We start from the raw sequence: 25321 nt of genomic DNA on the forward strand, positions 1-25321 counted from the left end.
CGGTCGTCCCGGGTCGCCTCACATGTTGTCCGGGCCGGTCCGGCCGGTGGTCGACGGCCGGTACGCCCGGTCGGCGTCGGTCATCTCCCGCCGCTCGGCCTCCGGGCCGGCGCCCCGGTCCACGGCCTCCGGACCGTGGCCGAACGCGGCCTCCTCGCCGGCGTCGTTGCCCGTGGCGTCGTCCGCCTGCCCGTCGAGGGTCGACCGGGCGATGGCCCGGTCCAGCTCGTGCAGGGGAGTGCGGTCCTCGTCGCGCCACACGTGGCTGTCGTTGTCGGTCATTCCCCTGCGGTACCCGGGCCGGATGATCGCAAACGATCCCCGGCACGGCGATGGCCGCCGGAAAACCGGCGGCCATCGGGGTCCGTGTGCGGGGGACGATCAGGGGGTCGGCCGGTCGACCTTGCCGCGCCAGGCGCCGGTCTCCTGGCCGCGGCGCTCGATGAATTGCTTGAACCGCGCCAGGTCGCCCTTGGCCCGGCGGTCGACCACGCCCAGCTTGTCGCCGGCCTTCTCGACCGCCCCCTGCGGCTCGAACTCCATCTGCAGCGTGACCCGGGTGTTCCCCTCGTCGAGGCGGTGGAAGGTCACCACACCGGCCTGCTGGGTGCCCCCGGTGGAGCGCCAGGCCACCCGCTCGTCGGGCAGCTGCTCGGTGATCTCGGCGTCGAACTCGCGCTTCACGCCGGCGATCTCGACCGTCCAGTGGGTCATCGTGTCGGAGAGCTGCCGGACCTCCTGGACGCCCTCCATGAAGTGCGGAAACTCCTCGAACTGCGTCCACTGGTCGTACGCGGTGCGGACGGGGACGGCCACGTCCACGTGCTCCATAACGCCACTCATGTCAGTGTTCCTCCTGTCCCGCCGGTGTTCGCTCGCGGACCGTGGGCCGGTCCGCTCACCAGCGCGTCGTCTCGTTCTTGTGCCCGAGCGCGGCCCACACCTCGGAAACCGTCTGGTATCGGGTGCCCTCGGGAAGTCCTTCCAGGGCGGCGACGATGTCGTCGGGCGCCTGGTTCTCCCGGGCGTTGGCCACCAGCGTGTCGCGGTCGCCGGGCAGGGCGCTCAAGGTGATGAACCGACCGAGGCGGCTGCGTCCCTCGACGTCGTCCATGCTCATTCCCTGCGGGTTGCCGCCGCGGCTCGCGCCGGCCGTCATGGTCTTCGGCTCCGGCTGATCCTCGCCGGCCGGCTCCGGCTGGCGGGACTCCTCGACGCGCGAGCCACCGGCACCCGGTCCTTGGACCAGGCCGCTGACGTCCTGAGCCATGTTCTCGTCAACCCTGGGCGAGTGCTTGCTGCTGACTCGTTCCATGCCCACAGACATGCCCGAGGGGGCCGCCGGTAAACCGATGCCGGCCGGTCGAGCCGGTCATAAGGGCTGAACCAGGCGAAAGGTGGTCAGGAATCCGCCGGGGCGCGGGGCGGCAGAACGGGCTCGCTGGGCTCCTCCACACCGGCCTGCATGACCCGGCCGCGCTGGAGTTCGGCGTTGACCTGGACGCCGAGCATGAGCGCGCAGTTGGACAAGTAGAGCCAGACCAGGAAGGCGATGACCGCGCCCAGGCTGCCGTAGGTCACGTCGTACGAGCCGAAGTTGGCCACGTAGAGACCGAAGCCGAAGGAGGCGACCACCCAGGCCAGCAGGGCCAGCGCGCCGCCGGGGGTGAGCCAGCGGAACCGGGGCTGCCGTACGTTCGGGGCGATCCAGAACAGCAGCGACAGCAGGGTCATGGCCACCAGCGCGAGCAGCGGCCACTTCGCCACCGTCCACACCTGGCGGGTGAGCCCTCCGGCGTGCAGCCGGTCGCCCACGAAGTCGGTGACCGGGCCGCTCACGATCAGCCCCAGCGCCACCACGGCGAGCAGCACCAGCGACACCGCGGCGAGCCCGATCTGCACGGGCCGCAGCCGGTAGAACGGCCGCCCCTCCTCGACCCCGTAGATCGCGTTGGACGCCCGGGTGAACGCGCCGATGAAGCCGGACGCCGACCAGAGCGCACCGAGCAGGCCGAAGCTCAGCAGCACCTTCGCCGAGCCCTGCTGCTCCACCACGTTGCGCACCACCGTGACGAAGGCGTCGTTGCCGACCACCGAGCCGGCGCCGATCTCCCGGGCCAGGTCGATGACGGTGTCCACGGTGCGTGGCCCGTCGGAGACCAGCCCGACCAGGGCGACCACCACGATGGTCGAGGGAAAGAGCGCCAGCACCCCGTAGTAGGTGAGCGCGGCGGCCCAGTCGGCGCAGTTGTCCTTCACGAAGTTGCGTCCGGCGCGGACCAGCACCCCGCGCCAGGTGGCCCAGCTCAACTGGCGTACCCGCCGGGGGATCCGGGCCCGCTGCCGGCCGCCGGCCGCCGCATCCGTCGCCGTCATGACCGCCTCCTCCGCGCCGCCGGCGCACCTCCGGCAGGTGGCCCGGGCGGTACCCGGTGGGGGAAGCCGACAAACCGGTGCCGGTTTGTCCTGGACCGGTGCGGGAATTCGTAGTGGATCCCACGGAGACGGAGGAGGACGAGATGCCCGGGCGCGAGGTACTGCCCAGCACGCTGAAGCGCTCCCCGGACAAGGCGCAGCGGACCTGGGAGAAGACGCACGACTCGGCGGTCGAGACGTACGGCGAGGGGGAGCGGGCGCACCGCACCGCCTTCGCCGCCGTGAAGCACGAGTTCGAGAAGGTCGGCGACCACTGGGAGCCGAAGGGGCGCAAGGGCCCGAGCGACCGGCAGGCGGCCGGCGGCGGCCCGGCCCGGCGGGCTCCCACGGCCGGCGGGGTGGACGCCAACGCCAAGAAGGAACACCTCATGGAGGTGGCGAAGAAGCTCGACGTGCCGGGCCGGTCCCGGATGACCAAGCCGGAGCTGGTCAAGGCGATCGAGAAGGCCAACAACAACGCCACCCGCGAGGCCCGCGGCGGCCGCTGACCGGCCGGTGCCGACACGGGAGCCCGGGACCGCGCAGGTCCCGGGCTCCCGTCGTGCCGCTCACCAGTGTCCGCCGCCCGGCGCCTCGATGTGCACGGCCTTCACCGTGCTGAACTCGTCGAGCAGCTCCGGGCCGTACCCGAAGCCCTGGCCGCTGCCGCGGCGCGGCTGCGCGGCACCGCCCGGCGCCCCCCCGAACACCGCGTTGACCTTCACGGTGCCGACCGGCAGGTCCCGCCAGGCCCGGTGGGCGTGGCTCATGGAGCCGGTCAGCACCGTGGCGGCCAGCCCGTACGGTGAGTCGGCCGCGCAGCGCAGCCCCTCGCTGAACGAGTCGACCACGACCACCGGGGCGACCGGCCCGAAGGTCTCCTCGCGGACCAGCGCCATCTCGTGCCGGCAGTCGCTGACAACCGTCGCCGGGTAGAACGCCCCCGGCCCGTCCGGCACGCTGCCGCCGGTGCGCAGCCGCGCGCCCTCGGCCACCGCCGCCGTGACCTGCCCGTGCACGTGGTCCCGGTGCCGCCGGTCGACCAGCGGCCCGAGCTGCGTCCCCGGGTCCCGGCCCGGGCCCAGGGCCAGCGCCTCGGCCCGCTCCACCAGCGCGTCCACGAAGTCCTCGGCCACGTCCCGGTGCACGTAGATCCGCTCCACGGCGACGCAGATCTGCCCGGCGTTGGCGAAGCAGCCCAGCGCGGCCTGCTCGGCCGCCCACACCGGGTCCACGTCCGCGTCCACCACGAGGGGATCACTGCCGCCGTTCTCCAGCAGCACCTTCGCGCCGGTACGGGCGCCCGCGGCGGCGATCGCCCGGCCGGTGGCCGTCGAGCCCACGTGGGCGATCACGTCCACCTCCTGCCCGGCCAGCGCCGCGCCCACCTCGGCGCCGCCAGTGAGCAGGGACAGCACGCCGGCCGGCAGCGCCGAGTCCAGGGCCCGGGCCAGCAGCCAGCCGGTCGCCGGGGTGCGCTCGCTCGGCTTGTACAGCACCACGTTCCCGGTGACGAGGGCCGCGCCGAGCAGGCCGCAGGAGACCGCCACCGGGTCGTTCCAGGGGGTGATCGCAGCGACCACGCCGCGCGGCTCGGGGGCCATGAAGTCCAGCGCGGAATGGGAGCCGTGCAGGGTCCGCCCGCCCCGCACCGGGCCGAGTTCGGCGTACTGTCGCAGCGTGCCGATGCCCGCCGCCACGCCACCGCGCGCGTCGTCCAGCGGCTTGCCCATCTCCGCCGTGGTGGCCTGCGCCAGCTCGTCGGCGACGGCCTCGACCGCGTCCGCCGCGCGGTGCAGCGCCGCCGCGCGCTCCGCCGGGGCCGTCGCCGCCCACTCGGCCGTCGCGCCCCGGGCGGCCTCGACCGCCTTGGCCACCTCGTCCGCCGTCGCCATCGGCACGGTGGTCACCGGGGAGCCGTCGGCCGGATCGTGTACGACCAGCTCGCCCCCCTCACCACCGGCACCCCAGACTCCACCTATGAGCTGCGCAACCGTGTACATGCGGCAGTGGATGCCCCGACCCGGGCGAGGCAAACGCGTTTCGCCCGGTAACCGGCCGGGTAGGCGGATCGGATGATTTCGACCGCGGACGCCGTCGTGATCGGCGCCGGGCACAACGGACTGGTGGCCGCGAACCTGCTGGCCGACGCGGGCTGGGACGTGCTGGTGCTGGAGGCCACGCAGGTCCCCGGCGGGGCGGTACGCTCCGCCGAGGTGACCGCCCCCGGCTACCTCAGCGACCTCTACAGCTCCTTCTACCCGCTCGGCTACGCCTCGCCGGTCCTGCGCGGCCTGGGCCTGGAGCGGCACGGGCTGTCCTGGACCCACTCCCCGGACGTGCTGGCCCACCTGCTGCCGGACGGCCGCGCCGCCGTCATCAACCGGGACCTGGACGCCACCGCCGCCTCGCTGGAGACGTTCGCGCCCGGCGACGGCGACCGCTGGCGGAACGCGTACGCCGACTGGCGCCAGGTGGCCGAGCCGATGCTCGACACCATCACCAGCCCGTTCCCGCCCGTGCGCGGCGGCCTGACCCTGCTGCGCCGGCTCAAGGTCTCCGGCGCGCTGCGGCTGGCCCGCCGGCTCGTGGTGCCGGTGCGCAAGCTCGGGGACGAGCTCTTCGCCGGCGAGGGCGGGCCGGCGCTGCTGGCCGGCTGCGCGCTGCACACCGACCTGTCACCGGAGGAGGCCGGCTCCGGGGTGTACGGCTGGCTGCTCGCCATGCTCGGCCAGCAGGTCGGCTGGCCCGTGCCGGTCGGCGGCGCGCAGCGGATCACCGACGCGCTGGTGGCCCGGCTCGTCGAGCGCGGCGGCCGGATCGAGTACGGCGCCCGGGTCGACCGGGTGCTCACGGCCCGGGGCCGGGCCATGGGGGTGCGTACCGCCGGCGGCACCGACTGGCGGGCCCGGCGGGCGGTGCTCGCCGACGTTCCCGCCCCGGCGCTCTACCTGGACCTGGTCGGCGCGGCGGCACTCCCGCCCCGGCTGGTCGAGGACCTGGCGCACTTCCGGTGGGACGGCTCGACGCTCAAGGTGGACTGGGCGCTCTCGGCGCCGGTGCCGTGGAAGAACCGGGCCGTCGCCGGCTCCGGCACGGTGCACCTCGGCGCCGACCTGAACGGGCTCACGGCCTACGCGGGGGAGCTGGCCCGCGGCGAGGTGCCCCGGAACCCCTTCCTGCTCGTGGGGCAGATGTCGGTGGCCGACCCGAGCCACTCGCCGCCGGGCACCGAGTCGCTCTGGTCGTACACGCACCTGCCGTTCCGCCGGGCCTGGCGGGCCGAGGAGGTCACCGCGCACGTGGAGCGGATGGAGGAGGTGCTGGAGGAGGCCGCCCCGGGCTTCCGCTCCCTGATCGTGGGGCGGCACGTGGCCGGCCCGGCCGACCTGGAGGCCGCCGAGCCGAGCCTGGTCGGCGGCGCGCTGGGGGGCGGCACGGCGGCCGCGTACCAGCAGCTGTTCCTGCGGCCGATCCCCGGCCTGGGCCGCGCGGACACCCCGGTGGACCGGCTCTACCTGGCCAGCGCCTCGGCGCACCCCGGCGGCGGCGTGCACGGCGCCCCCGGCGCGAACGCCGCCCGGGCCGCCCTGGCCCGCGACCGGGCCCTCACCGGCGATCTGTACGCGAGTGTGATCGGCGCGGCGCACCGCACCGTCTACCGCTGACCGGCCACCCGGCAGGGCGCACTCGTCGCTTCCCGTCACCGTTGGTGACCGATGCCCGCCGGCCGGCGCCCCTCCTCCGCCGCCTTTGCTCTGCAGCCGCATACGCAGCGGTGACGCAGGGTGTCCGGCCGGCGCCGGCGCGGGCGGCCGGGCGGTTGCTCGCCGCGCAGGTGGGGAGGGTGCTGCGGTGATGGCTGCAGAGCAAAGGCGGTCCGAGGCTTTGGCGGCCGGGACGACGAAGCCGCACGCTGCGTCATCGTGACGCAGCGTGCGGCCAGTGTCCGTGCGAGAGCGACCGCGACCGCGGGGGTCAGGTGTCCAGGTTGCGGTGGCGCGTGCGCAGCTTGAACGGCATGAGGGCGCTCTCGATCTTGGTGGCCGTGGTCATCTTCGAGGCGCCCTCGCGGCGCTCCTCGAAGCGGATCGGCACCTCGAGGATGGTGTGCCCCAGCTTGGTGGCCAGGTAGTGCATCTCCACCTGGAAGCTGTAGCCGTTGGACTGCACCCGCTGCAGGCCGATGTCGCGCAGCGCGTCGGCCCGCCAGATCTTGAAGCCGGCGGTGAGGTCACGGATCCGCACCCGCAGCAGGGTGTGCACGTAGAGGTTTGCCCAGCCGCTGAGCGCGCGCCGATAGAGCGGCCAGTTCTCGTCCAGCTCGCCGCCCGGCACGTACCGCGAGCCGATGACCACGCCGGACTGGGTGGAGAGCAGCGCCCCGAGCATGCCGGGCAGCGCCTCCGGGGGGTGCGACAGGTCGGCGTCCATCTGCGCCACGTACTCGGCGCCGTCGGCGAGCGCCCGCCCGATGCCGTCCACGTACGCCCGGCCGAGGCCCTCCTTGCCCGGGCGGTGCACCACGAGCAGCCGGTCCGGGTGCTCGATGGCCAGCTTGTCGGCGACCTCCCCGGTGCCGTCGGGGGAGTTGTCGTCCGCGACGAGCACCTTCAACCCGGGCAGCGGCAGCGCGAGGAGGCGCTCGACCAGCACCGGGAGGTTGCCCGCCTCGTTGTAGGTCGGAACGACGACGGTCAGGCGTGCGTCGCGCCACGGGGAGGGCAACTGCACGGGTTCGATCATCACGGACATCCTCGGTCGGCCGACAGGTTCACCTGAGAGGGTAGCCAGTCCTCTCCGCGCGGTCCGCACAGATGCCCGCCCGGAGGATTCCGGAGCGTCCCGCCGCGTGGGCACGTCACCGAAGGCGACGGGTCAGCCCGCCGGCCAGCGTCAGCAGCCCACCGACCGCCAGCGCGGAAACCGCGCGCTTGTGCGTGCTCACCCACAGTGCGGCGGAGTGCCCCCGGGCCCGGTCGGCGAAGACGCCCTCGGCGCCCCGGTCCTGCTCGTCGTCGCCCGGCCGGTTCAGGTTGTCGCGCCACGCCGCCGGGTCGATCGGCGCGTCGGTCTGCTGGCTGTCGTAGCCGTCCCGGGCCAGCTTCCGGTCCAGCAGTCCGGGGAAGAGGACGTTGCCCAGCCGGGCCCGCCAGGTCGGGCCGCCCACGTTCAGCTCGCGCGGCCCGCGGTCGGCGGCCCAGACGACCGCCCGCGCGGCCACCTCGGGCGCGAAGATCGGCGGCACCGGCTGCGGATGCCGGGGCAGGCGGGTGCGCACCCAGGAGAACTGGGGGGTGTTCATGGCGGGGAGCTGCACCATCGACAGCTTCACCCCGGGGCAGTCGTGCAGCAGTTCGGCCCGGAGCGAGTCGTTGAAGCCCTGCACCGCGTGCTTGCTGGCGCAGTACGCCGACTGCAGCGGGATGCCCCGGTAGGCCAGCGCCGAACCGACCTGCACGATGGCCCCGCGGCCGTGGGCGCGCATGTGGCGGAGCGCGGCCAGCGTGCCGTGCACCGTGCCCAGGTAGTTGACCTCGGTGACCCGGCGGAACTCCGCGGCGGTGATCTCCCAGGCCGGCGCGAAGACCGAGACCATCGCGTCGTTCACCCAGACGTCGAGCCCGCCGTAGTGGTGCACCACGTCGTCGGCGGCCCGCTGCACCACGCCCGCGTCGGCGACGTCGACCGGGTAGGTGCGGACCTCGGCGGCGCCGAGCCGGCGGCAGTCGCGCTCGGCGCCGGCCAGCCCGGCCGCGCCCCGGGCCAGCAGCGCCAGCCGGGCGCCACGCGCCGCGTACGCCCGGGCGACCGCGCGGCCCACGCCCGCGCTCGCTCCGGTGATCACGACCCGCTGCGTCACCGGTCCGCCTTCTGCCGGGTCGCGATGTCGGAGAGCCGGCGCAACGTCTCCTTGTTCCGCTGGTGCAGCACCAGGTCGTTGAGCTTGTTCCGGATCCAGCGCAGCGGCCCGGCGGCGAAGTCCTCGCCGATGGTGACCCGGGTCCGGCCGTCACCCAGCGGCTGCAGCTGGAACACCACGACCGCCTCACCGGCGGGCCACAACCCGGCCCGCACCACGAACCGGTGCGGGGCGTCGCACTCCAGCACGGTGGAGGTGTCCTGCAGCGAGAGCGGCCACGGGCCGGCCTTGTGGTGCAGCCGGCTGCCCACCCGGGGCCAGGTGTCGTCCACGTCCCGGACGTGCACGGTGCCGACCACCCAGTCGCTGTACGTCCACCCGTCGGCGAGCACGTCGAAGACCTGCTGCGGGGACGCGTCGATCACTTTCTCCACAATCGCCACCGGAACCCCATACCCCCGCCCCGACCGCCGCTAACGGGCGGTCGGGTTAGCTTCTCGGGGGCGGCGGGTAACGCCGGACCGGGCCGGTGGGAAGCGCGGTGCGGACCGGCCGTGCGGCACCGGCGGACGCGGCTCCGCCGAAGTTGATGTTTACTCCTCGGGGGGTCGGGAACCCGCCGCCCGTGCGACGGGACCACGAGCGGGATCAGTGCAGGTCAGCCCGGGTTGACCCGGGTGCTGACCGGTTCCCGCACGGCCTGTACGACGCGGTGCTGCTGGACCGGGACGGCACGCTCATCGAGGACGTGCCCTACAACGGCGACCCGGAGAAGGTCCGCCCGGTTCCCGGCGCCCGGGAGGCGCTGGACCGGCTGCGCGCGGCGGGGCTGCGCCTCGCGGTGGTCAGCAACCAGTCCGGCCTGGCCCGAGGCTGCTTCACGGCCGACGACCTGCGCCGGGTCAACGCCCGGGTGGAGGAGCTGATCGGACCCTTCGACACCTGGCAGATCTGCCCCCACGGCGAGCCGGACGGCTGTGCCTGCCGGAAACCGGCCCCCGGGCTGGTGCACGCCGCCGCCCGGGCGCTCGGCACCACACCGAGCCGCTGTGTCCTGGTCGGCGACATCGGCGCCGACATGGCCGCCGCCGCGGCGGCCGGCGCCGCCGGCATCCTGGTCCCCACCCCGGCGACCCGGGCCGCCGAGGTGGCCGCCGCGCCGACGGTCGCCGCCGACCTGCCGGACGCGGTCGGCACCATCCTCGCCCGGATGCGGCTGGTGGCCGCGCCCGAGCCGGCGCCCCGGCGCGGCACCGTGCTGGTGGCGCGCAGCGACGCGGCCGGCGACGTGCTGGTCACCGGCCCCGGGATCCGCGCGGTGGCGGCCGGGGCGGAACGGGTGGTGCTGCTCTGCGGGCCACGCGGCCGGGCCGCGGCGGAGCTGCTGCCCGGCGTCGACGAGATCATCGAATGGCCGCTGCCGTGGATCGACGCCCCGGCCCCGCCGGTCGACCCGGCCCGGATGCGCGCCCTGGTCGACCGGATCGCCGCGGTCGGCGCCGAGGAGGCGGTCGTCTTCACCTCCTTCCACCAGTCGGCGCTGCCCCTCGCCCTGCTGCTGCGGATGGCGGGCGTGCCGCGGATCAGCGCGATCAGCGACGACTACCCGGGCGCCCTGCTCGACGTGCGGCACCGGGTGCCCGTCGGGGTGCCGGAGCCGGAGCGGGCGCTGTCGCTCGCCGCGGCGGCCGGCTTCGGCCTGCCCGCCGGGGACGAGCCGGGGCTGCGGTTGCGCGCCGACCGGCTGCCGCCCGCGCCCGCGGCCGGCGAGCCCGGTTACGTGGTGCTGCACCCGGGCTCCTCGGTGGAGACCCGGGCCTGTCCGTTCGAGCTGGCCACCCGGATCGTCCGGGTGCTCAGCGCCGCCGGCTACCGGGTGGTGGTCACCGGCGGTCCCGACGAACGCGAGCTGACCGCGCAGGTGGCCGCCGCGGGCGGTCTCGACCTGGGCGGGCGCACCGGGCTCGGTGAGCTGGCCGCGGTGGTCGCCCGGGCCGGCGCGCTGGTGGTCGGCAACACCGGGCCGGCGCACCTCGCGGCGGCGCTCGGCGTGCCGGTCGTGAGCCTCTTCGCCCCGACCGTCCCCTTCGGGCAGTGGGGGCCCTACCGGGTGCCCACGGTCCGGCTCGGCGATGCCGGTGCGGCCTGCCGGGACACCCGGGCCATGCGCTGCCCGGTCCCCGGCCACCCCTGCCTCTCCGCCGTCGAGCCGGGGCGCGTGCTGGAGGCGCTGCGGCTGCTCGGGGTGCCCGCCGACGCACCCGAGCCGCTGGTCACCGTCCCCGGCGGGGTGGTCGGATGAACATCCTGGTGTGGCACGTGCACGGGTCCTGGACCACGTCGTTCGTGCACGGCAAGCACCGCTACCTGGTGCCGGTCACCCCGGACCGGGGGGCGTACGGGCTGGGCCGGGCGCGGACCTACCCCTGGCCGGACAGCGCCGTCGAGGTGACCCCGGCGGACCTGCGCCGGGCCGACGTGGACATGGTGCTGCTCCAGCGGCCCGAGGAGTTCGACCTGGCCTGCGAGTGGCTGGGCCGGCGGGTCGGCCGGGACGTGCCGGCCGTCTACGTCGAGCACAACACCCCGAAGGGCGACGTGCCGAACACCCGCCACCCCATGGCCGACCGCGACGACCTGCTGCTCACCCACGTCACCCACTTCAACGAGCTGTTCTGGGACAACGGCGGCACCCGCACCGCCGTGGTCGAGCACGGGGTGGTCGCGCCGGCCGTCGAGTGGACCGGGGAGCTGGACCGGCTCGCCGTGGTCATCAACGAGCCGGTCCGCCGCTGGCGGGTCACCGGCACCGACCTGCTGGCCCGGTTCGCCGAGCTGGCCCCGCTGGACGTCTACGGCATGAAGGTGGCCGGGCTCGCCGAGCACCTGGGCCTGTCGGCGGACCGGCTGACCAGCCACGACGACGTGCCGCAGCACGCCATGCACGCAGAGCTGGCCAAGCGGCGGGCGTACCTGCACCTGTGCCGGTGGACCTCGCTCGGGCTGAGCCTCGTCGAGGCCATGACCATGGGCATGCCGGTGGTCGCGCTGGCCACCACCGAGGCCGTGGAGGCGGTGCCGCCGTCCGCCGGCGCCCTCTCCACCCGGGTCGACGTGCTGGTCGAGGCGGCCCGGGGCCTGCTGGACGACCCGGCGGCGGCCCGCCGGGCGGGTGCCGCGGCCCGGACCGCCGCCCGCGACCGCTACGGCCTGGAGCGTTTCCTCGCCGACTGGGACCGGCTGCTGGAGGAGGAAGTATGCGCATCGCGATGATCTCGGAACACGCCAGCCCGCTCGCCGTCCTCGGCGGGGAGGACGCCGGCGGCCAGAACACGCATGTCGCGGAGCTCTCCGCCGCGCTCGCGGCCGCCGGTCACGACGTGCGGGTGTACACCCGGCTCGACGCGGTGGACCTGCCGGTGACGGTCCGCGCCCCGGACGGGTACGACGTGGTGCACGTGCCCGCCGGGCCCGCCGAGCCGATGGCGAAGGACGACCTGCTGCCGTACATGCCGGCGTTCGGGGAGTGGCTGGCCGAGCGGTGGCGCACCGGCGACTGGCAGCCCGAGGTGGTGCACGCGCACTTCTGGATGAGCGGCCTGGCCGGGCTGGCCGCCGCCCGCCGCACGGGGGTGCCGGTGGTGCAGACGTACCACGCGCTCGGCACGGTCAAGCGCCGGCACCAGGGCGCGCAGGACACCAGCCCGCCGGGCCGGGTCGGGCACGAGCGCCGGCTGGGCCGCGCCGTCGACCGGGTGGTGGCCCAGTGCCAGGACGAGGTCGCCGAGCTGGTCCGGATGGGTGTGCCCCGGTCCCGGATGACCGTCGTGCCGTCCGGGGTGAACCTGTCCACCTTCGCGCCGCTCGGCCCGGTCGCCGAGCGGGACGGCGCCCGGCCCCGGATCCTCACCGTCGGGCGGCTGGTCGAGCGCAAGGGCTTCCAGGACGTCATCCGGGCCGCGGCGCTGGTGCCGGACGCCGAGTGCGTGGTGGTCGGCGGCCCGCCGGCCGGGCTGCTGGAGACCGACCCGTACGCGCTGCGGCTGCGCGCGCTCGCGCAGTCCCGCGGCATCGCCGACCGGGTGAAGCTGATCGGGGCGGTGCCCCGGGAGGAGATGGGCCGCTGGTACCGGTCGGCGGACGTGCTGGTGGCCGCCCCCTGGTACGAGCCGTTCGGGCTCACCCCGCTGGAGGCGATGGCGTGCGGCGTACCCGTGATCGGCACCGCCGTCGGCGGGCTGATCGACACGGTGGTGCCCGGCCGGACCGGCGACCTCGTGCCCGCCCGCGACCCGGCGGCCCTCGGTGCGGCGATCCGCGCGTTGCTCGGGGACCGGTTCCGCCGGTTCGCCTACGCCACCGCGGCGCTGGAGCGCGCCCGGACCCGCTACTCCTGGTCCACCACGGCCGACCGGCTCGCCGCGCTGTACGCCGAGGTGGCCACCGTGCGCCGGCCCTCCCGGGTGGTCGCCTGATGGCGGCGCCCACGCCGGCCGTCGGTGGGACGGTGCTGGAGGACCACCTCACCCGGCTGGCCGCCGCGCTGCTGCCGCTGCGCGACGCGGAGCAGCTGCTGGCCCGCTGGGGCGGCGAGCTGGCGAACCGGCTGGCCACCGGCGGGCGGCTGCTGGTCGCCGGCAACGGCGGCAGCGCCGCCGAAGCCCAGCACCTCACCGCCGAACTCGTCGGCAAACTCCGCGACGACCGCGAACCACTGTCCGCCATCGCCCTGCACGCCGAAACCTCCGCCCTCACCGCCATCGGCAACGACTACGGCTACGACGAGGTCTTCGCCCGCCAGGTCCGCGCCCACGGCCGACCCGACGACATCCTCCTGCTCATGTCCACCAGCGGCACCAGCACCAACCTCCTCACCGCCGCCCAGGCCGGCCACGACACCGGCCTGCGCTGCTGGGCCTTCACCGGCCCCGCCCCCAACCCGCTCGCCGGGTCCTGCCACGAGACCCTCGCCATCGACTCACCGGACAGCCAGGTCGTGCAGGAGCTGCACCTGGTCGCCACCCATGTGCTCTGCGAGTACGTCGACCGGGCGCTGCCGGCGGCGCTCGCCGCCCGCGCCGCCGACCCGGTGCCGGCCGACACGGTGCGCGCCGGCGTCGAGGTGGTGCTCGGCGACGGCCCGGACGGGAAGGTGCAGGCCCGATGAGGAGGTCGAGCATGACGGGACCCGTGGTGGTGCTCGGTGACACGCTGCTGGACCGGGACGTCGAGGGGGTGGTGAACCGGCTCTGCCCGGACTCCCCGGTGCCGGTGCTCGAGGAGACCACGCACGTCGACCGCCCCGGCGGCGCCGGCCTCGCCGCCGTCTTCGCCGCCGCGCAGGGCGCCGACGTCGCGCTGGTCACCGCGGTGGCGGACGACGCCGGCGGCGCCCGGCTGGGCACCCTGCTGGCCGCCGCCGGCGTGCAGTTGTACGCGCTGCCGCTGGCCGGGGCGACCCCCGAGAAGATCCGGCTGCACGCCCGCGGCCGGGTGCTGCTGCGCCACGACCGGGGCGGACCGGCCGGCGACCCGGGCGAGCCGAGCGAGGCCGTGCTGCGCCTGCTCGCCACCGCCTCCGCCGTGCTGGTCAGCGACTACGGCCGGGGCGTCGCCCGGCACCCGGCACTGCGCGCCGCGCTCGCCGCGACCCGGGCGCCGGTGGTCTGGGACCCGCATCCGCGCGGCCCGGCCGCCGTGCCCGGCGTCAGCCTGGCCACACCGAACGAGTCCGAGGCACGGGAACTGGCCAAGGCGCCGCCGGGCGCGTCCCGGCTGGTCACCGCCTCCCGCGGCGCGCAGGCGCTGCGCCGGCGCTGGCAGGCCGGCGCAGTGGCGGTGACCCTGGGCGGGGACGGCGCGCTGCTCTGCCACGCCGGCTCCACCCCGCTGGTGGTGCCCGCCCCGGCCGCCGAGGGGGACACCTGCGGCGCCGGGGACCGGTTCGCCGCCACGGCCACGCTGGCCCTGGCCCGGGGCGCGCTGGTGTCCGAGGCGGTGCAGGAGGCGGTGGCCGAGGCGTCCGCCTACGTGGCCGACGGGGGAGTGGCCACCGCGCTGCCCGCCCCGGTCCGGACCGCCGCCCCGGCGGTGGTCGTCGGCGGCGGGGACCGGATCGGCGCGGCCGCGGCCGGCGAGGTGGTGTCCCGGGTACGCGCGGCGGGCGGCACGGTGGTGGCCACCGGCGGCTGCTTCGACCTGCTGCACGCCGGGCACGTGGCCACCCTCCAGGCGGCCCGGCAGCTCGGCGACTGTCTCGTGGTCTGCCTGAACTCCGACACCAGCGTGGCCGGGCTGAAGGGGCCGGAGCGGCCGGTCGTGCCGCAGGGCGACCGGGGCCGGCTGCTCGCCGCGCTGGGCTGCGTCGACGCCGTCCTGATCTTCGACGAGCCCACCCCGCACGCGGCGCTGTCCTGGCTGCGGCCGGACATCTGGGTCAAGGGCGGTGACTACGCCAGCGGCGGCGGCGCGGAGACCCTCCCGGAGGCGCAGGTCCTGGCCCGCTGGGGCGGGCACACGGTGGTGGTGCCGTACCTGGACGGCCGGTCCACCACCGACATGATCGCGGCGGCCCGCGCCGGGCGCGGCACGGCGGGCTGGCCGACGTCCGGGCTTCCGGCGATCGTCCGGTCCACGGCGGAGGGAGCGGCATGAGCAGCAGTCCACCCGGGGCCGGCCCGACCGTCCTGGTCACCGGCGGGTCGAGCGGGCTCGGCGCGGCGGTGGTCGCCGCGGTGGCCCGGGCCGGCGGCCGTCCCCTGGTGCTGGACCGGCAGCGGCCCGCCGACGGGGTGCCCTGGGCCGAGTGCGACCTGGCCGACACCCGGGCCGCCGAGGCCGCGACCCGGGACCTCGCGGAACGCTCCGGCGGGCTGGACGCCGTGGTGACCGCGGCCGGCATGGACGTGCCGGGGAAGCTCATCGACGTGCCGGCGGAGACCTGGGAACGGATCGTCACCGTGGACCTGCTCGCCACCGCCGCCGTGATCCGGGCCGCGCTGCCCTTCCTGGAGGCGTCCCGGGGCAACATCGTCACCATCGCCTCCACGCTCGGCGTGAAGGCGGTCAGCGACGCGACCGCGTACTGCGCGGCGAAGTTCGGGGTGGTCGGCTTCACCCGGGCGCTCGCCGCCGAACTGGCCGGCGCGGTCGGCGTCACCCTGCTCATCCCCGGCGGCATGCGCACCGCCTTCTTCGACCAGCGGGACGCCCAGTACCGTCCCGGCCCGGACGCCGTGCTCAACGAGCCCGCCGACACCGCCGCCGCGGTGATGTTCGCCCTCTCCCAGCCGGCCGGCTGCGCCGTACGCGAGATGGTGGTCTGCGCGGAGCAGGAGTCCTCGTACCCGTGATCCTGGTGCTGCGGGCGCTCGGGGTCGGCGACCTGGCCACCGCCGTCCCGGTGCTGCGCGGCCTGCGGGCCGGCCTCCCGGGGCGGGAGCTGGTGCTGGCCGCGCCGGCCTGGCTCGCGCCGCTGGCCGAGCTCACCGGGGCGGTCGACCGGGTGCTGCCGACGGCCGGGCTGGCCGACCGGCCCGCATGGCCGGGCCCGCCGCCGGAGGTGGCGGTCAACCTGCACGGGCGTGGCCCGCGGTCGCACCGGATGCTCGCCGCCGCCCGGCCGGGCCGGCTGCTCGCCTATCGCAACGCCGAGGCCGGACATCTCGCCGGACCGGCCTGGGACGACGGCGAGCACGAGGTGCGCCGCTGGTGCCGGCTGCTGCACTGGTACGGCCTCCCGGCCGACCCCGGCGACCTGGCGCTGCACCGGCCGCCGGACGCCGCCGTCCCGGCCGGGGTCACCCTGCTGCACCCCGGCAGCAAGGTCGCCGCGAAGCGCTGGCCGGCGGACCGTTTCGCCGCGCTGGCCCGGATCCTCGCCGACCGGGGACACCGGGTGGTGCTCACCGGTTCGACCGACGAGCGGGACCTGGCGGCCCGGGTGGCCCGGGACGCCGGGCTGCCCCCGGACGCGGTGCTCGCCGGCCGCACCGGCCTGGCCGAGCTGGCCGCCCTGGTGGCCGGCGCCCGGCTCGTGGTCAGCGGGGACACCGGGATCGCCCACCTGGCCACCGGGTACGGCACCGCGTCGGTGGTGCTCTTCGGGCCGGTGCCGCCGGCGCACTGGGGCCCGCCGCCCGACCGGCCCCGGCACCGGGTGCTCGGGGTCGCGGACCGGGACGGGACGGACGTGGATTGGCCCGGTCCCGCCGGGGTAGGAACGCACCCGACATTGGCGGCCATCGAGGTCGACGAGGTGGTGGCCGCCGTGGACGAGGCGGAACGGGCGGTGCGGGTGTCCGGTGCGATTGCGGCGTAGTGATCCGGGCCGGCCGGGGTACGGGCGCCGGCGGCGGGGCAAGGGCTGGCTCTTCGTCGACGCGAAGGGCGAACCGGTGCGCGACCCGGACGAGCTGGCCCGGTTGCGCGACCTCGTGATCCCACCGGCCTGGCAGGACGTGTGGATCTCGCCGTACCCGAACGGGCACATCCAGGCCACGGGGATCGACGCCGCCGGCCGCAAGCAGTACCTCTACCACCCGAAGTGGCGGGAGAAGCGGGACGAGGCCAAGTTCGACCACGTGCTGGAGGTGGCCCACCGGCTGCCCGTGCTGCGCGACCGGGTCGAGCACGACCTGGCGCTGCGCGGCCTGCGGCGGGAGCGGATCCTGGCCACCGTCGCCCGGCTGCTCGACATGGGCACGTTCCGGGTCGGCAACGACCAGTACGCCACCGGCGAGGACGCCACCTTCGGCGTCTCCACCCTGCGCCCGGAGCACGCCCGTTCGCGGGGCGGCTGCGTGGTCTTCGAGTTCCCGGCGAAGGGCGGCATCGAGCAGGTCCGCCGGATCGAGGACCCGGAGCTGTGCCGGGTGCTCACCAACCTGCGCCGCCGGCGGCGGGCCGAGGAGCGCCTGTTCGGCTACTGGGACGGCCGGACCTGGCGGGACGTGCGCAGCGACGAGGTCAACGACTACCTGCGCGAGGCCAGCGGCGGGGAGATGACCGCCAAGGACTTCCGCACCTGGCACGCCACCGTCCTGGCCGCCACGGAGCTCGCCACGCTCGGCCCGCAGCGCTCCACGGCGGCCCGCAGGCGGGCGGTGGCGGCCGTCATGCGCTCGGTCGCCGAGCTGCTCGGCAACACCCCCACGGTGGCCCGCACGTCCTACGTGGACCCGCGGGTGGTCGACCTCTTCCACGACGGGGTGCTGGCGCCGGTGGAGCCCGAGATGCCGCGCGAGGCCGCGGAGAAGGCGGTGCTGGTGCTGCTGGAGGAGGAGGCGGGCTGACCGGCCCCGCCGTCGATCCTGGGGGGAAGCACGACGGGGCCGGAAACCCGGTGTGGCCCCTCGGTGGGCCACCGGGCGGCCGCCCGCGACGGAGATCGCCGCGGGCGCCTCGCCACGGCCCCCCGATACCAGTGGGCCGCGCCGGTCGCCCGGCCGGCCCGCACTCAGTATGTCCGGCCGGAGTTGACTGCGGACGCCGCCGTGTTGACGATCCGTGCCGCTTCCAGGTGCCGCGCCCGGTACGCCTGCGGCGTCTCCCCGTACGCGGTGCGGAACGCCCGGCTGAAGTGCGCCTTGTCCCGGAAACCCCAGCGGCCGGCGACGAGCTGGATCGGCCGGTCGGCCAGCGCCGCGTCGGCGAGGTCCCGGCGGCACCGCTCCAGCCGCTCGTCCCGGATGTACGCCGCCACCGTGGTCTCCTCGTCCTCGAAGAGCCGGTGCAGCGACCGGACGGAGACGTGGTGCGCGTCGGCGATCGACTGCGGGGTCAGCGCCGGGTCGCCGAGGTGCTGGCGGACGTGCGAGCGCACCTGGGCCAGCAGGGCCCGCCGCCGCACCTCGGTGGGCACCGCGTCCTCGGAGACCAGGTGCCGGCCCAGCAGGGTGGACACCAGGTCGAGCCCCACGCCGCCCAGCCGCTCCGCGTCTGCCGCGTGGTACTGCTCGGGATGGCCGGTGAGCCGGATGAGGTAGTCGGCCAGCAGGGCGCCGATCCCCTCGTCGCCGGACATGCGGCCGGCGAACAGGGGCGCGAGCCGGCGACTCGACAGCGGCAGCGACTCGTACGGGATGAAGGCCACGATGGAGCTGACCGGCTGGTCCTCATCGACGCCGTGGTGGCTGATCTCCTGCGGACGGGCGCAGTCGTAGAACGTGAAGTCGCCGGGGCGGCAGATGCCGCGCTGCCCCTCCTGGTCGGTGATGCCGGTGCCCGCGAGGGTCAGCGCGAGCACGTAGTAGTCCGCGTCGGAGCGCTGGATCAACTTCCGGGTCCGGACGGCGTCGAGCGGGGGGTAGCGGTGGCGGACCAGCTGCATGGGGCCCAGGTCGAGGAACTCGGACCGGGCCACGAAGTTGTCGGCGTGCTCGGTGCGCACCCGCATGAGGCCGGGCGTGCTGGCGAGCATGTCCAGCCACAGCCCGAAACGGTCGGCGGCGGGCACCTGCTCCGTGTCGAAGACGTGCCGCGTCAGTTGTGCGTCCATGCCGGACCCCCGTTGGTGTGTCGCCTTCATAGGCAGGACGCCCCACGAGGCCGGAAGTTGGCACCCGTGGGGCGTGACATAGCCGTCATTGACGGATGTGAAATCTTCTGTTAAGAGTCCGTTCAGTCGTTGAGCACGTGGGAGAGCCGGTCGCGGAAGCGCCGCTCCGAGTCGCTCACCACGTCGCCGCCGAGACCCAGGATGCCGCCCGTGGACGCGGCGCCCACCACCTGCTCGGCGATCTCCACCAGCCAGTGCCGGTACGCGCCGGCCTGCCCCTCGTCGATCTTGCCGGACAGCAGCGCCGACGCCTGCCCGGCCCGGGCGAGCACGTCGTCGATCATCGCCTGCGGGTCGTCGGGGGTGATGATCGGCAGCTCGGCGCCGATCTCGGGGTCGCCCACCCGGGAGACCACCTCCCCGGCGACCGCGGCCACCAGTGGGCTGGCCGACTCGCGGCCCGCCGCGATGGTCTCCAGCCCGGCGGCGTTCTCGGCCATGGTGCGCCGGGTGCCGTCGGACTCGGCCGCGGCCGCCGCGGCGAGGACCGACTGCGGCAGCCCGACCAGCAGCCCCCACTCCTCGTCGGAGAAACCGAACCCGGTGTACGCCGGCTGCTCGATCACGATCAAGCCCCTTTCGCCGTGGTCGTCGTTGTCGACGGGCACCGCCTCCGCGGCGCCCGGGTCAGGCTAGTCCAGCTCCAGCAGCCCCTGTTCGGACACCACGCGGACGGACAGCGTCTTGTAGCCCACCTCGTCGAAGAGCACCGTCATCCGGTCCTCCTCGTAGCTCAGCACCAGACCGGCACCCCACTCCGGGTGGCGGACCTGGCTGTGCACGGGAAACGGCCCGACCGCGCCGTCCGCGGCGACGCTGGTGCCGGCGTGGCAGTTGTCGCAGTGCCCGCAGACCTCGTTCATCTGCTCGCCGAAGTACGCCAGCAGCGCCTGCCCCCGGCAGCCGGTGGTCTCCGCGAAGGCGCGCATCATGTCGGTCCGCGACCGGGTCACCGTCTGCTGGCGTTCCGCCTCGGCGAGCGCGGCGCGGCCGGACTCGGCGGCCGCCGGGGCGTACCGGGGGGCGGCGATCCGCTGCCGGGCCCGGGGTTCCGCGGCGCCCACCTGCTCCAGCAGGGACAGGTACTGGCCGAGCTTGCGCGGCCCGAGGCCGGTCAGCTCGCGCAGCTCCTTCTTGGTGCGGGCCTGCTTGCGCAGCAGGGCGGCGAGTTCCGCCAGCTCCTTCTCGTCGGGCAGGCCGCCGCTGAAGTACCGCTGGAGACCGACGTCCTCGGCGCGCCAGAGCAGCAGCACCCGGGCGGGCGCCCCGTCCCGGCCGGCCCGGCCGATCTCCTGGAAGTAGCTGTCCGGCGAGTCGCGCAGCGCCATGTGCACCACCCACGCGATGTTCGGCTTGTCGATGCCCATGCCGAACGCCGAGGTGGCCACCATGATCGGCACCTGGTCGGCGAGGAAGGCCTCGTGCAGCTCGTTGCGCGCGCCGGTCGGCATCCCGCCGTGGTAGTACTGCGCCGGGAAGCCCGCGTCGGTGAGCCGCTGCGCGAGTTCCTCGGCCGCCCGCCGGGTCGGCACGTAGATGATGCCCGGCCGCTCGTCGTCGCGGAGCAGCGCGACCAGCCGCCGCCACCGGTAGTCGTCGGTGGGGCAGTGGGCCACCTCCAGGAAGAGGTTGGGCCGGTCCAGCCCCGACACCACCACCTCGGGGTCGCGCAGCCGCAGCCGGGCGACGATGTCGTCGCGCACCGGCGGGGAGGCGGTTGCGGTGAGCGCCACCACCGGCGGCCGGCCGATGCCCTCGATGAGGTGGCCGAGCGCCAGGTAGTCCGGGCGGAAGTCGTGCCCCCAGGCGGAGATGCAGTGCGCCTCGTCGATCGCGACCAGCGCCGGCTTGAGCGCGCGTACCTCGGCCAGCCGCTCCGGGTTGCTCAGCGCCTCCGGCGTGATGAACAGGAACTCGGCGCGGCCCGCCCGGATCTCCGCGATCGCCTCGGCCTGCTGGGCCGCGCTCTCGTCGGAGCTGATCCGGACCGCCCGCAGCTCCGGGCGCTGCCGCTCGTTGAGCGCGGCGATCTGATCCTGCTGGAGGGCGAGCAGCGGGGAGATGACCACCGTGGGACCGGGGATCAGGCTCGCCGGGATCTGGTAGATCGCCGACTTGCCCGCGCCGGTGGGGAGCACCACCAGGGCGTCGCGGCGCTTCATGACCGCCCGCATGGCGGCCAGCTGGTTCGGCCGGAGGGCGGTCCAGCCGAAGAGGCTCTTGGCCGCGCGCCGCAGGGTCGTCGAGTGCCTGGTCAGTTTCATCAGTGGCCGCAGGTACCCCTGCCGATCACCCCCGAAACCGCGCCGTCAGGTCATCCGGAACACCGGGCCGCGTGGCGTGAACGGCAGTCGGGCGCCCCGGGACACCAGGAACGCGTGGTCCCGGCGGATCCGCAGCACGTCGCACTCGCCGTCGGTGATCACCAGGATCGGGCCGTCGGCCGGGAAGTCACCGGCAGCCTCCAACAGGCGGACGCCCGGCTGCAGCACGGTGCCCCCGCCGCCCCGCACCCGCACCCGCCCGGCGATCTCCTCCACCGGCAGGTAGCCGGCGTCGTACGCCACCGCGTCGCAGAACACCACGCGGGCGGCGGGCACGTCCCGGGCGAGGGCGTACGCGGCTACGGCGCCGAGCGCCCGCCCCATCAGCCGGGTGCCCATCGACCCGGAGGTGTCCAACAGCACGCCGAAGGTCGGCCGGCGCTCCTCCACCTCGGGCCGGTGCCAGCCGGGACGCGGGATGCCCGGAGTGGCCGCCTGCCGCCGCGACGGCCGGGCGTACGAGCGCAGCCGCTCCCGCGCGGGGAACCGCTCGTCGAACCAGCGGGCCAGTTGCACGTCCCACGGCGGTGGCGGTTCGTCGAGCACGCGGATCTCGGCGACCAGCCCGGCCGGGAGCAGCCCGCGCCCGGCCGACTCGTGGTACGCGAGCCCGCCGGTGAGCGCCCGCCGGTAGTACTCGTCCAGGTCGACGCCGCGGCGGGCCTCGCCCGGTCCCGGCGTCCCGTGGCCCAGGATGTCCCCCCGCCCCGGGCCGCGCAGGGTGGCGAGCTTGCGGTGGCGGCGCAGGTCCGTGACGAGCCGGTCGTACACCGCCTCGCTCGAGAGGCCGCGCAGCTGCGGGTCGTGCAGCAGGCCCTCGGGCATCTCGCCGACCGCCATCTCCACGAGCCAGCCGTTGACGACGTAGTCGGTGGCGACGTTCCACAGGTACGGGTCGCGGTGCGCCACCCGGTCGCCGTGCCGCAGCGCGGCGTGCAGCATCTCGTGCGCCAGCACGAAACGGCACTGCGCCTCCGGCATGACCCGGAGCGGGTTGACGTAGATCTCCCCGGCGCCGGCGTCCACGGCGGCGACCGTGATGTCCCAGGAGCGCGCCAGCTCCGCGTCGGCGACGATCCGGAACCCCGCGGCCAGCGCGCCGAGCAGCGGGTACGACGAGACGAACCAGCGCCGGGCCCGTTCCCAGGGGTTGTCGCGGGTGACACCGCCCGGGCCCGGCTTCGGCGCGCCCGCCGCCTCCACGGCCGCCGTGGCGGCCGCCGCCAGGCCCACGGCGAAGCGCTCCGGCCAGGTCTGCCAGCGGGTGCCGGGCACGGTCGGGGCGGTCGGCCGGGCGGGCGCGGCCGGGAGCGCCACGTCGCCGTCGTGGCCGCCGACGCCGCAGGCCAGGTACTCCGGCGGGATCCCGCGGTGCCGCCAGTCGGCGGCCAGCCGCTCCTCCGTGCCGCCGGGCAGCGGGGTGGGCAGCAGGCGGGGCGGCCGGCCCAGCTTCGCGTCGAGCTGGAAGCGGCTCACCGCCACGCAGGCCGCGACCGCCGCCGCCTGGTCGGTCCGGCCGGCGCGTTCCGGCGCCAGGTGGCCGAAGCCGAGATGCAGGAGGCAGTGGGCCACCACCCACCACCACTCCTCGGTGTCCGCGCGCCGGCGCCGGTCGACGCGGATCTCGCCGTCGGCGGCCACCCGGGCCCAGCCCCGCCCGTCCGCGGCCGCGTCGTCGTCCACCCAGCGGAACCGGGCGCGGGGATAGCCGTCGGCGAGCAGGGGCCGGAACATCGGATGGTCGTACGCGCGCCTCTCGGCCCGGCCGAACGCCTCCTCGTTCGGGTCCGGCCGGCGTCCGCCCCGGCGTCGGGTCGCCATCGCTCAGGCCCGGGCCGCGACGAGGCGGGGCAGGTCCCGGGTCACCTCGACCAGGAACCAGGCCGGCAGCACCGGCATCCCGTCGTCGTCGGTGGCGACGACGAGCTGCGCGCACTCGAGGGAGATCTCGGCCAGTTCCACCAGCAGTCCCTTGGCCCGGATCGAGAAGTCCCGCACCGCGGGGGAGGCGTGCTCCCGGGAGGCGGGCAGCTCCTTGACCAGCCGGGCGCGGAAGGCCTCGGCGAAGAAGTAGAGCAGGTCCCGGTCGTGCGGGGCCCGCGGCCAGCCGGCGTCACCCCGCACGATGGCGTCCAGGCCGTACCGGTGGCGCACCGTCTTGACGTACGCGGCGAAGCCGGCGGCGTGCTGCCCCGTGAGGGTGCCGCCGGCCAGCAGCCGCACGGTCGTCTCGTCGACGTCGTCGCCGAAGGAGTGCAGGGCGTCGGAGAGCATGTGCCAGCTGCGCGGGGTGGAGAACGCCTCCTCGGTATTCGGCGGGGCCACCCAGAGCTGGTCGGGGCGCTCGGTCAGGTAGTCCCGCACCCACGGGTGCACCCCGGCGCCGGCCGCCCAGGCGAGCCAGTCCGTCGCCGAAGCGCGCAGGTGCACGTGCACCAGCCGGTTCACCAGCGCGGACGCCATCGGGCGGGCGAGGGCGTTGTCGGTGGCCCGGTTGCCGGCGCCGATCACGATGGACCCGGCCGGCAGCTCGTACGAGCCGATCCGGCGGTCCAGGATCAGCGAGTAGAACGCCTTCTGCACCTCCGGGCTGGAGGAGTTGAGCTCGTCCAGGAAGAGGCAGTACGGCTCGTCCCGCGCGATGGACTCCGGCGGCGCGAACCGGCTGCGGCCGTCGCGCAGCTCCGGCACCCCGATCAGGTCCTCCGCGGCGAGCTGGGTGCCGACCAGGGTCACGCAGGGCAGGCCGAGCGAGTCGGCGAAGGCCCGCACCAGCGAGCTCTTGCCGATGCCGGGCGGTCCCCAGACGAAGACGGGCCGGACCACCGCCACGTGCAGCAGCAGCGCGGGCAGCTCGGCCGGGGTCACCGTGAGGGCGGAATGCACGCCCACCATGATCGGAAGTGAGGCACCCCTCGCGCACCCGAATTCCGGTGGCCCCGGCCGGTGCGGCTCTCAGCGCAGCCGGGGGAGCACCTCGCGCTCGTAGAGGTCGAACAGGCCCTGCCAGTGCGGGCCGGTGTTGGCCACGTAGATCTCGTCGAAGCCGGCCTTGGCGTACTTGTCGATCATCTCCAGGTGGGCGTCGGCGTCCTTGCCGCAGACGAACGACTCCTTCATCATCTCCGGCTGGACCAGCTGCGCGGCCTGCTCGAAGTGGCGGGGCGACGGGAGCACCTGGGACAGCTCGCCCGGCACGCCGGCGTTGGGCCACCGCTCGTACGCGATCCGCACGCCCTCGTCCTCGCTGTCGGCGTACGCGGCCTTGAACCCGGCCTGGCAGGGCTTGTCGCCGCCGCCGGAGTCGCGGAACCGGCGCACCATGTCGGCGTCGGGCATGGTGCTGACGTAGCCGTCGCCGATCCGGGCGGCCAGCTCGATCGACTTCGCGCCGAAGCCGGAGACGTAGATCGGCGGGGGCGTGTCGGGCCGGGTGTAGATCCGGGCGTGCTCGACGGTGTAGTGCCTGCCGTGGTGGTTGACGAAGTCGCCCGTCCACAGCTTGCGGATCACCTCGATCGACTCCTCCAGCATCTCCAGCCGGACGTCGGCCTGCGGCCACGGGTCGCCGAAGATGTGCTCGTTGAGCGCCTCGCCGCTGCCCACCCCGAGCACGAAACGGCCCTCGTGCAGCACGGCGCTGGTCGCCGCGGCCTGCGCGATCACCGCGGGGTGGATGCGGACGGTCGGGCAGGTGACCGCCGTGGTCACCGGCAGCCGGCAGACCTGGCTGAGGGCGCCGATGGTCGACCAGACGAAGGGGCTCTGCCCCTGCGCGTCGACCCAGGGGTGGTAGTGGTCGGAGATCCACAGTGCCTCGAAGCCGGCCCGCTCGGCGCCGCGCGCCTGTTCCAGCAGCTCCGCCGGGGTGTACTCCTCACTGGACAGAAAGTAGCCGATCTTCATCGTTCCCCCTCGCCGCGTCCGCGTGCCGGGCGCACGCCGGACAACGAGAGCCCTACCCCGGGAGACGCGCTCCGAACGCGGCGGGTCAGCGGCGGAACATCGCCCGGATGGCGATCAGCAGGAACAGGCCGCCGACCACCAGGCCGAGCAGGCGTACGCCGGGGATGTCCGCGGCGCTGGTGGCGTCGGCGAGCAGGGCGGGAGGCATGCCCGCACTCTCCCACGGGTCGCCCGGCGGTGCCAGCCGCTAACAGT

General features: G+C 75.3%; 25 protein-coding genes. 10 read left to right on the forward strand and 15 right to left on the reverse strand.

The window, feature by feature from the left end:
- Nucleotides 1–18 precede the first annotated feature (18 nt).
- The 4 genes from GCE86_RS04465 to GCE86_RS04480 form a co-directional block, all read right to left on the reverse strand.
- A complete protein-coding gene (locus GCE86_RS04465; protein WP_154225741.1) occupies nt 19–282 on the reverse strand; it encodes a hypothetical protein in 264 nt (87 codons plus the stop codon).
- 99 nt (nt 283–381) lie between these two features.
- The gene (locus GCE86_RS04470; protein WP_154225742.1) at nt 382–843 is read right to left on the reverse strand and encodes an SRPBCC family protein; all 462 of its coding nucleotides are present in this window, start codon (nt 841–843) and stop codon (nt 382–384) included.
- A 55-nt stretch (nt 844–898) separates the two neighbouring features.
- Nucleotides 899–1315: a DUF2795 domain-containing protein gene (locus GCE86_RS04475; RefSeq protein WP_154225743.1), complete on the reverse strand. Its 417-nt coding sequence runs from the start codon at nt 1313–1315 to the stop codon at nt 899–901.
- Between the two features lie 86 nt (nt 1316–1401).
- Nucleotides 1402–2376, reverse strand: a complete 975-nt coding sequence (locus tag GCE86_RS04480) for a YihY/virulence factor BrkB family protein (protein ID WP_154225744.1) — start codon at nt 2374–2376, stop codon at nt 1402–1404.
- Nucleotides 2377–2519: 143 nt separating this feature from the next.
- Between GCE86_RS04480 and GCE86_RS04485 the strand changes: the two genes are divergently transcribed.
- Nucleotides 2520–2924 carry a ChaB family protein gene (locus tag GCE86_RS04485; RefSeq protein ID WP_154230331.1) on the forward strand — a complete coding sequence of 135 codons (405 nt, stop codon included), beginning with the start codon at nt 2520–2522 and terminating at the stop codon, nt 2922–2924.
- Nucleotides 2925–2984: 60 nt separating this feature from the next.
- Here GCE86_RS04485 and GCE86_RS04490 read toward each other — a convergent pair whose 3' ends face one another.
- Entirely contained in the window at nt 2985–4418 is a 1434-nt protein-coding gene (locus GCE86_RS04490; protein ID WP_154225745.1) for an aldehyde dehydrogenase family protein, read from the reverse strand.
- 72 nt (nt 4419–4490) lie between these two features.
- Between GCE86_RS04490 and GCE86_RS04495 the strand changes: the two genes are divergently transcribed.
- A complete protein-coding gene (locus tag GCE86_RS04495) occupies nt 4491–6083 on the forward strand; it encodes a phytoene desaturase family protein (protein WP_154225746.1) in 1593 nt (530 codons plus the stop codon).
- A 310-nt stretch (nt 6084–6393) separates the two neighbouring features.
- Here GCE86_RS04495 and GCE86_RS04500 read toward each other — a convergent pair whose 3' ends face one another.
- From GCE86_RS04500 to GCE86_RS04510, 3 genes are all read right to left on the reverse strand, one after another.
- Nucleotides 6394–7161: a polyprenol monophosphomannose synthase gene (locus tag GCE86_RS04500; protein WP_154225747.1), complete on the reverse strand. Its 768-nt coding sequence runs from the start codon at nt 7159–7161 to the stop codon at nt 6394–6396.
- Between the two features lie 115 nt (nt 7162–7276).
- Nucleotides 7277–8278, reverse strand: a complete 1002-nt coding sequence (locus tag GCE86_RS04505; protein ID WP_154225748.1) for an SDR family oxidoreductase — start codon at nt 8276–8278, stop codon at nt 7277–7279.
- Nucleotides 8275–8712, reverse strand: a complete 438-nt coding sequence (locus tag GCE86_RS04510; RefSeq protein WP_338106368.1) for an SRPBCC family protein — start codon at nt 8710–8712, stop codon at nt 8275–8277. The genes GCE86_RS04505 and GCE86_RS04510 overlap by 4 nt, the downstream gene beginning before the upstream one ends.
- Nucleotides 8713–8867: 155 nt before the next feature.
- Here GCE86_RS04510 and GCE86_RS04515 point away from each other — a divergent pair, with 155 nt between their 5' ends.
- The 8 genes from GCE86_RS04515 to GCE86_RS04550 are packed head-to-tail and all read left to right on the forward strand — an operon-like array spanning nt 8868 to nt 17571.
- Nucleotides 8868–10580, forward strand: coding sequence for an HAD-IIIA family hydrolase (locus GCE86_RS04515; protein ID WP_167537027.1), 1713 nt, complete (start codon nt 8868–8870; stop codon nt 10578–10580).
- Complete coding sequence (locus tag GCE86_RS04520) at nt 10577–11551, forward strand: glycosyltransferase (protein WP_154225751.1); 975 nt, start codon at nt 10577–10579, stop codon at nt 11549–11551. The genes GCE86_RS04515 and GCE86_RS04520 overlap by 4 nt, the downstream gene beginning before the upstream one ends.
- Entirely contained in the window at nt 11536–12753 is a 1218-nt protein-coding gene (locus GCE86_RS04525) for a glycosyltransferase (RefSeq protein WP_154225752.1), read from the forward strand. The genes GCE86_RS04520 and GCE86_RS04525 overlap by 16 nt, the downstream gene beginning before the upstream one ends.
- A complete protein-coding gene (locus GCE86_RS04530) occupies nt 12753–13445 on the forward strand; it encodes a D-sedoheptulose-7-phosphate isomerase (RefSeq protein WP_154225753.1) in 693 nt (230 codons plus the stop codon). The genes GCE86_RS04525 and GCE86_RS04530 overlap by 1 nt, the downstream gene beginning before the upstream one ends.
- Before the next feature lie 11 nt (nt 13446–13456).
- Nucleotides 13457–14932, forward strand: a complete 1476-nt coding sequence (locus GCE86_RS04535; RefSeq protein WP_154225754.1) for a PfkB family carbohydrate kinase — start codon at nt 13457–13459, stop codon at nt 14930–14932.
- Nucleotides 14929–15630, forward strand: a complete 702-nt coding sequence (locus tag GCE86_RS04540; RefSeq protein ID WP_154225755.1) for an SDR family oxidoreductase — start codon at nt 14929–14931, stop codon at nt 15628–15630. Before GCE86_RS04535 ends, GCE86_RS04540 begins: the two co-directional genes overlap by 4 nt.
- Complete coding sequence (locus tag GCE86_RS04545; protein WP_154225756.1) at nt 15627–16598, forward strand: glycosyltransferase family 9 protein; 972 nt, start codon at nt 15627–15629, stop codon at nt 16596–16598. The genes GCE86_RS04540 and GCE86_RS04545 overlap by 4 nt, the downstream gene beginning before the upstream one ends.
- Nucleotides 16582–17571, forward strand: a complete 990-nt coding sequence (locus GCE86_RS04550) for a DNA topoisomerase IB (RefSeq protein ID WP_154225757.1) — start codon at nt 16582–16584, stop codon at nt 17569–17571. The genes GCE86_RS04545 and GCE86_RS04550 overlap by 17 nt, the downstream gene beginning before the upstream one ends.
- A 164-nt stretch (nt 17572–17735) precedes the next feature.
- Here the strand turns inward: GCE86_RS04550 and GCE86_RS04555 are convergent, their stop codons facing one another.
- From GCE86_RS04555 to GCE86_RS32300, 7 genes are all read right to left on the reverse strand, one after another.
- Nucleotides 17736–18776 carry a helix-turn-helix domain-containing protein gene (locus GCE86_RS04555; protein WP_154225758.1) on the reverse strand — a complete coding sequence of 347 codons (1041 nt, stop codon included), beginning with the start codon at nt 18774–18776 and terminating at the stop codon, nt 17736–17738.
- 122 nt (nt 18777–18898) lie between these two features.
- Entirely contained in the window at nt 18899–19402 is a 504-nt protein-coding gene (locus tag GCE86_RS04560) for a hypothetical protein (RefSeq protein ID WP_154225759.1), read from the reverse strand.
- A gap of 66 nt (nt 19403–19468) precedes the next feature.
- Nucleotides 19469–21100: a RecQ family ATP-dependent DNA helicase gene (locus GCE86_RS04565; RefSeq protein ID WP_154225760.1), complete on the reverse strand. Its 1632-nt coding sequence runs from the start codon at nt 21098–21100 to the stop codon at nt 19469–19471.
- A 45-nt stretch (nt 21101–21145) separates the two neighbouring features.
- Nucleotides 21146–22981 (reverse strand): vWA domain-containing protein, encoded by a 1836-nt coding sequence (locus GCE86_RS04570; RefSeq protein WP_154225761.1) that lies wholly within the window; start codon nt 22979–22981, stop codon nt 21146–21148.
- Nucleotides 22982–22984: 3 nt separating this feature from the next.
- Nucleotides 22985–24028: an ATP-binding protein gene (locus GCE86_RS04575; RefSeq protein ID WP_208818109.1), complete on the reverse strand. Its 1044-nt coding sequence runs from the start codon at nt 24026–24028 to the stop codon at nt 22985–22987.
- Between the two features lie 87 nt (nt 24029–24115).
- Nucleotides 24116–25066 (reverse strand): TIGR03557 family F420-dependent LLM class oxidoreductase, encoded by a 951-nt coding sequence (locus GCE86_RS04580; RefSeq protein WP_154225763.1) that lies wholly within the window; start codon nt 25064–25066, stop codon nt 24116–24118.
- Between the two features lie 85 nt (nt 25067–25151).
- The gene (locus tag GCE86_RS32300; protein ID WP_255474570.1) at nt 25152–25274 is read right to left on the reverse strand and encodes a hypothetical protein; all 123 of its coding nucleotides are present in this window, start codon (nt 25272–25274) and stop codon (nt 25152–25154) included.
- Nucleotides 25275–25321: the final 47 nt, after the last annotated feature.

Origin of the sequence: Micromonospora terminaliae, from assembly GCF_009671205.1 — a bacterium.
In the GTDB taxonomy this organism is placed as follows: Bacteria; Actinomycetota; Actinomycetes; order Mycobacteriales; family Micromonosporaceae; genus Micromonospora; species Micromonospora terminaliae.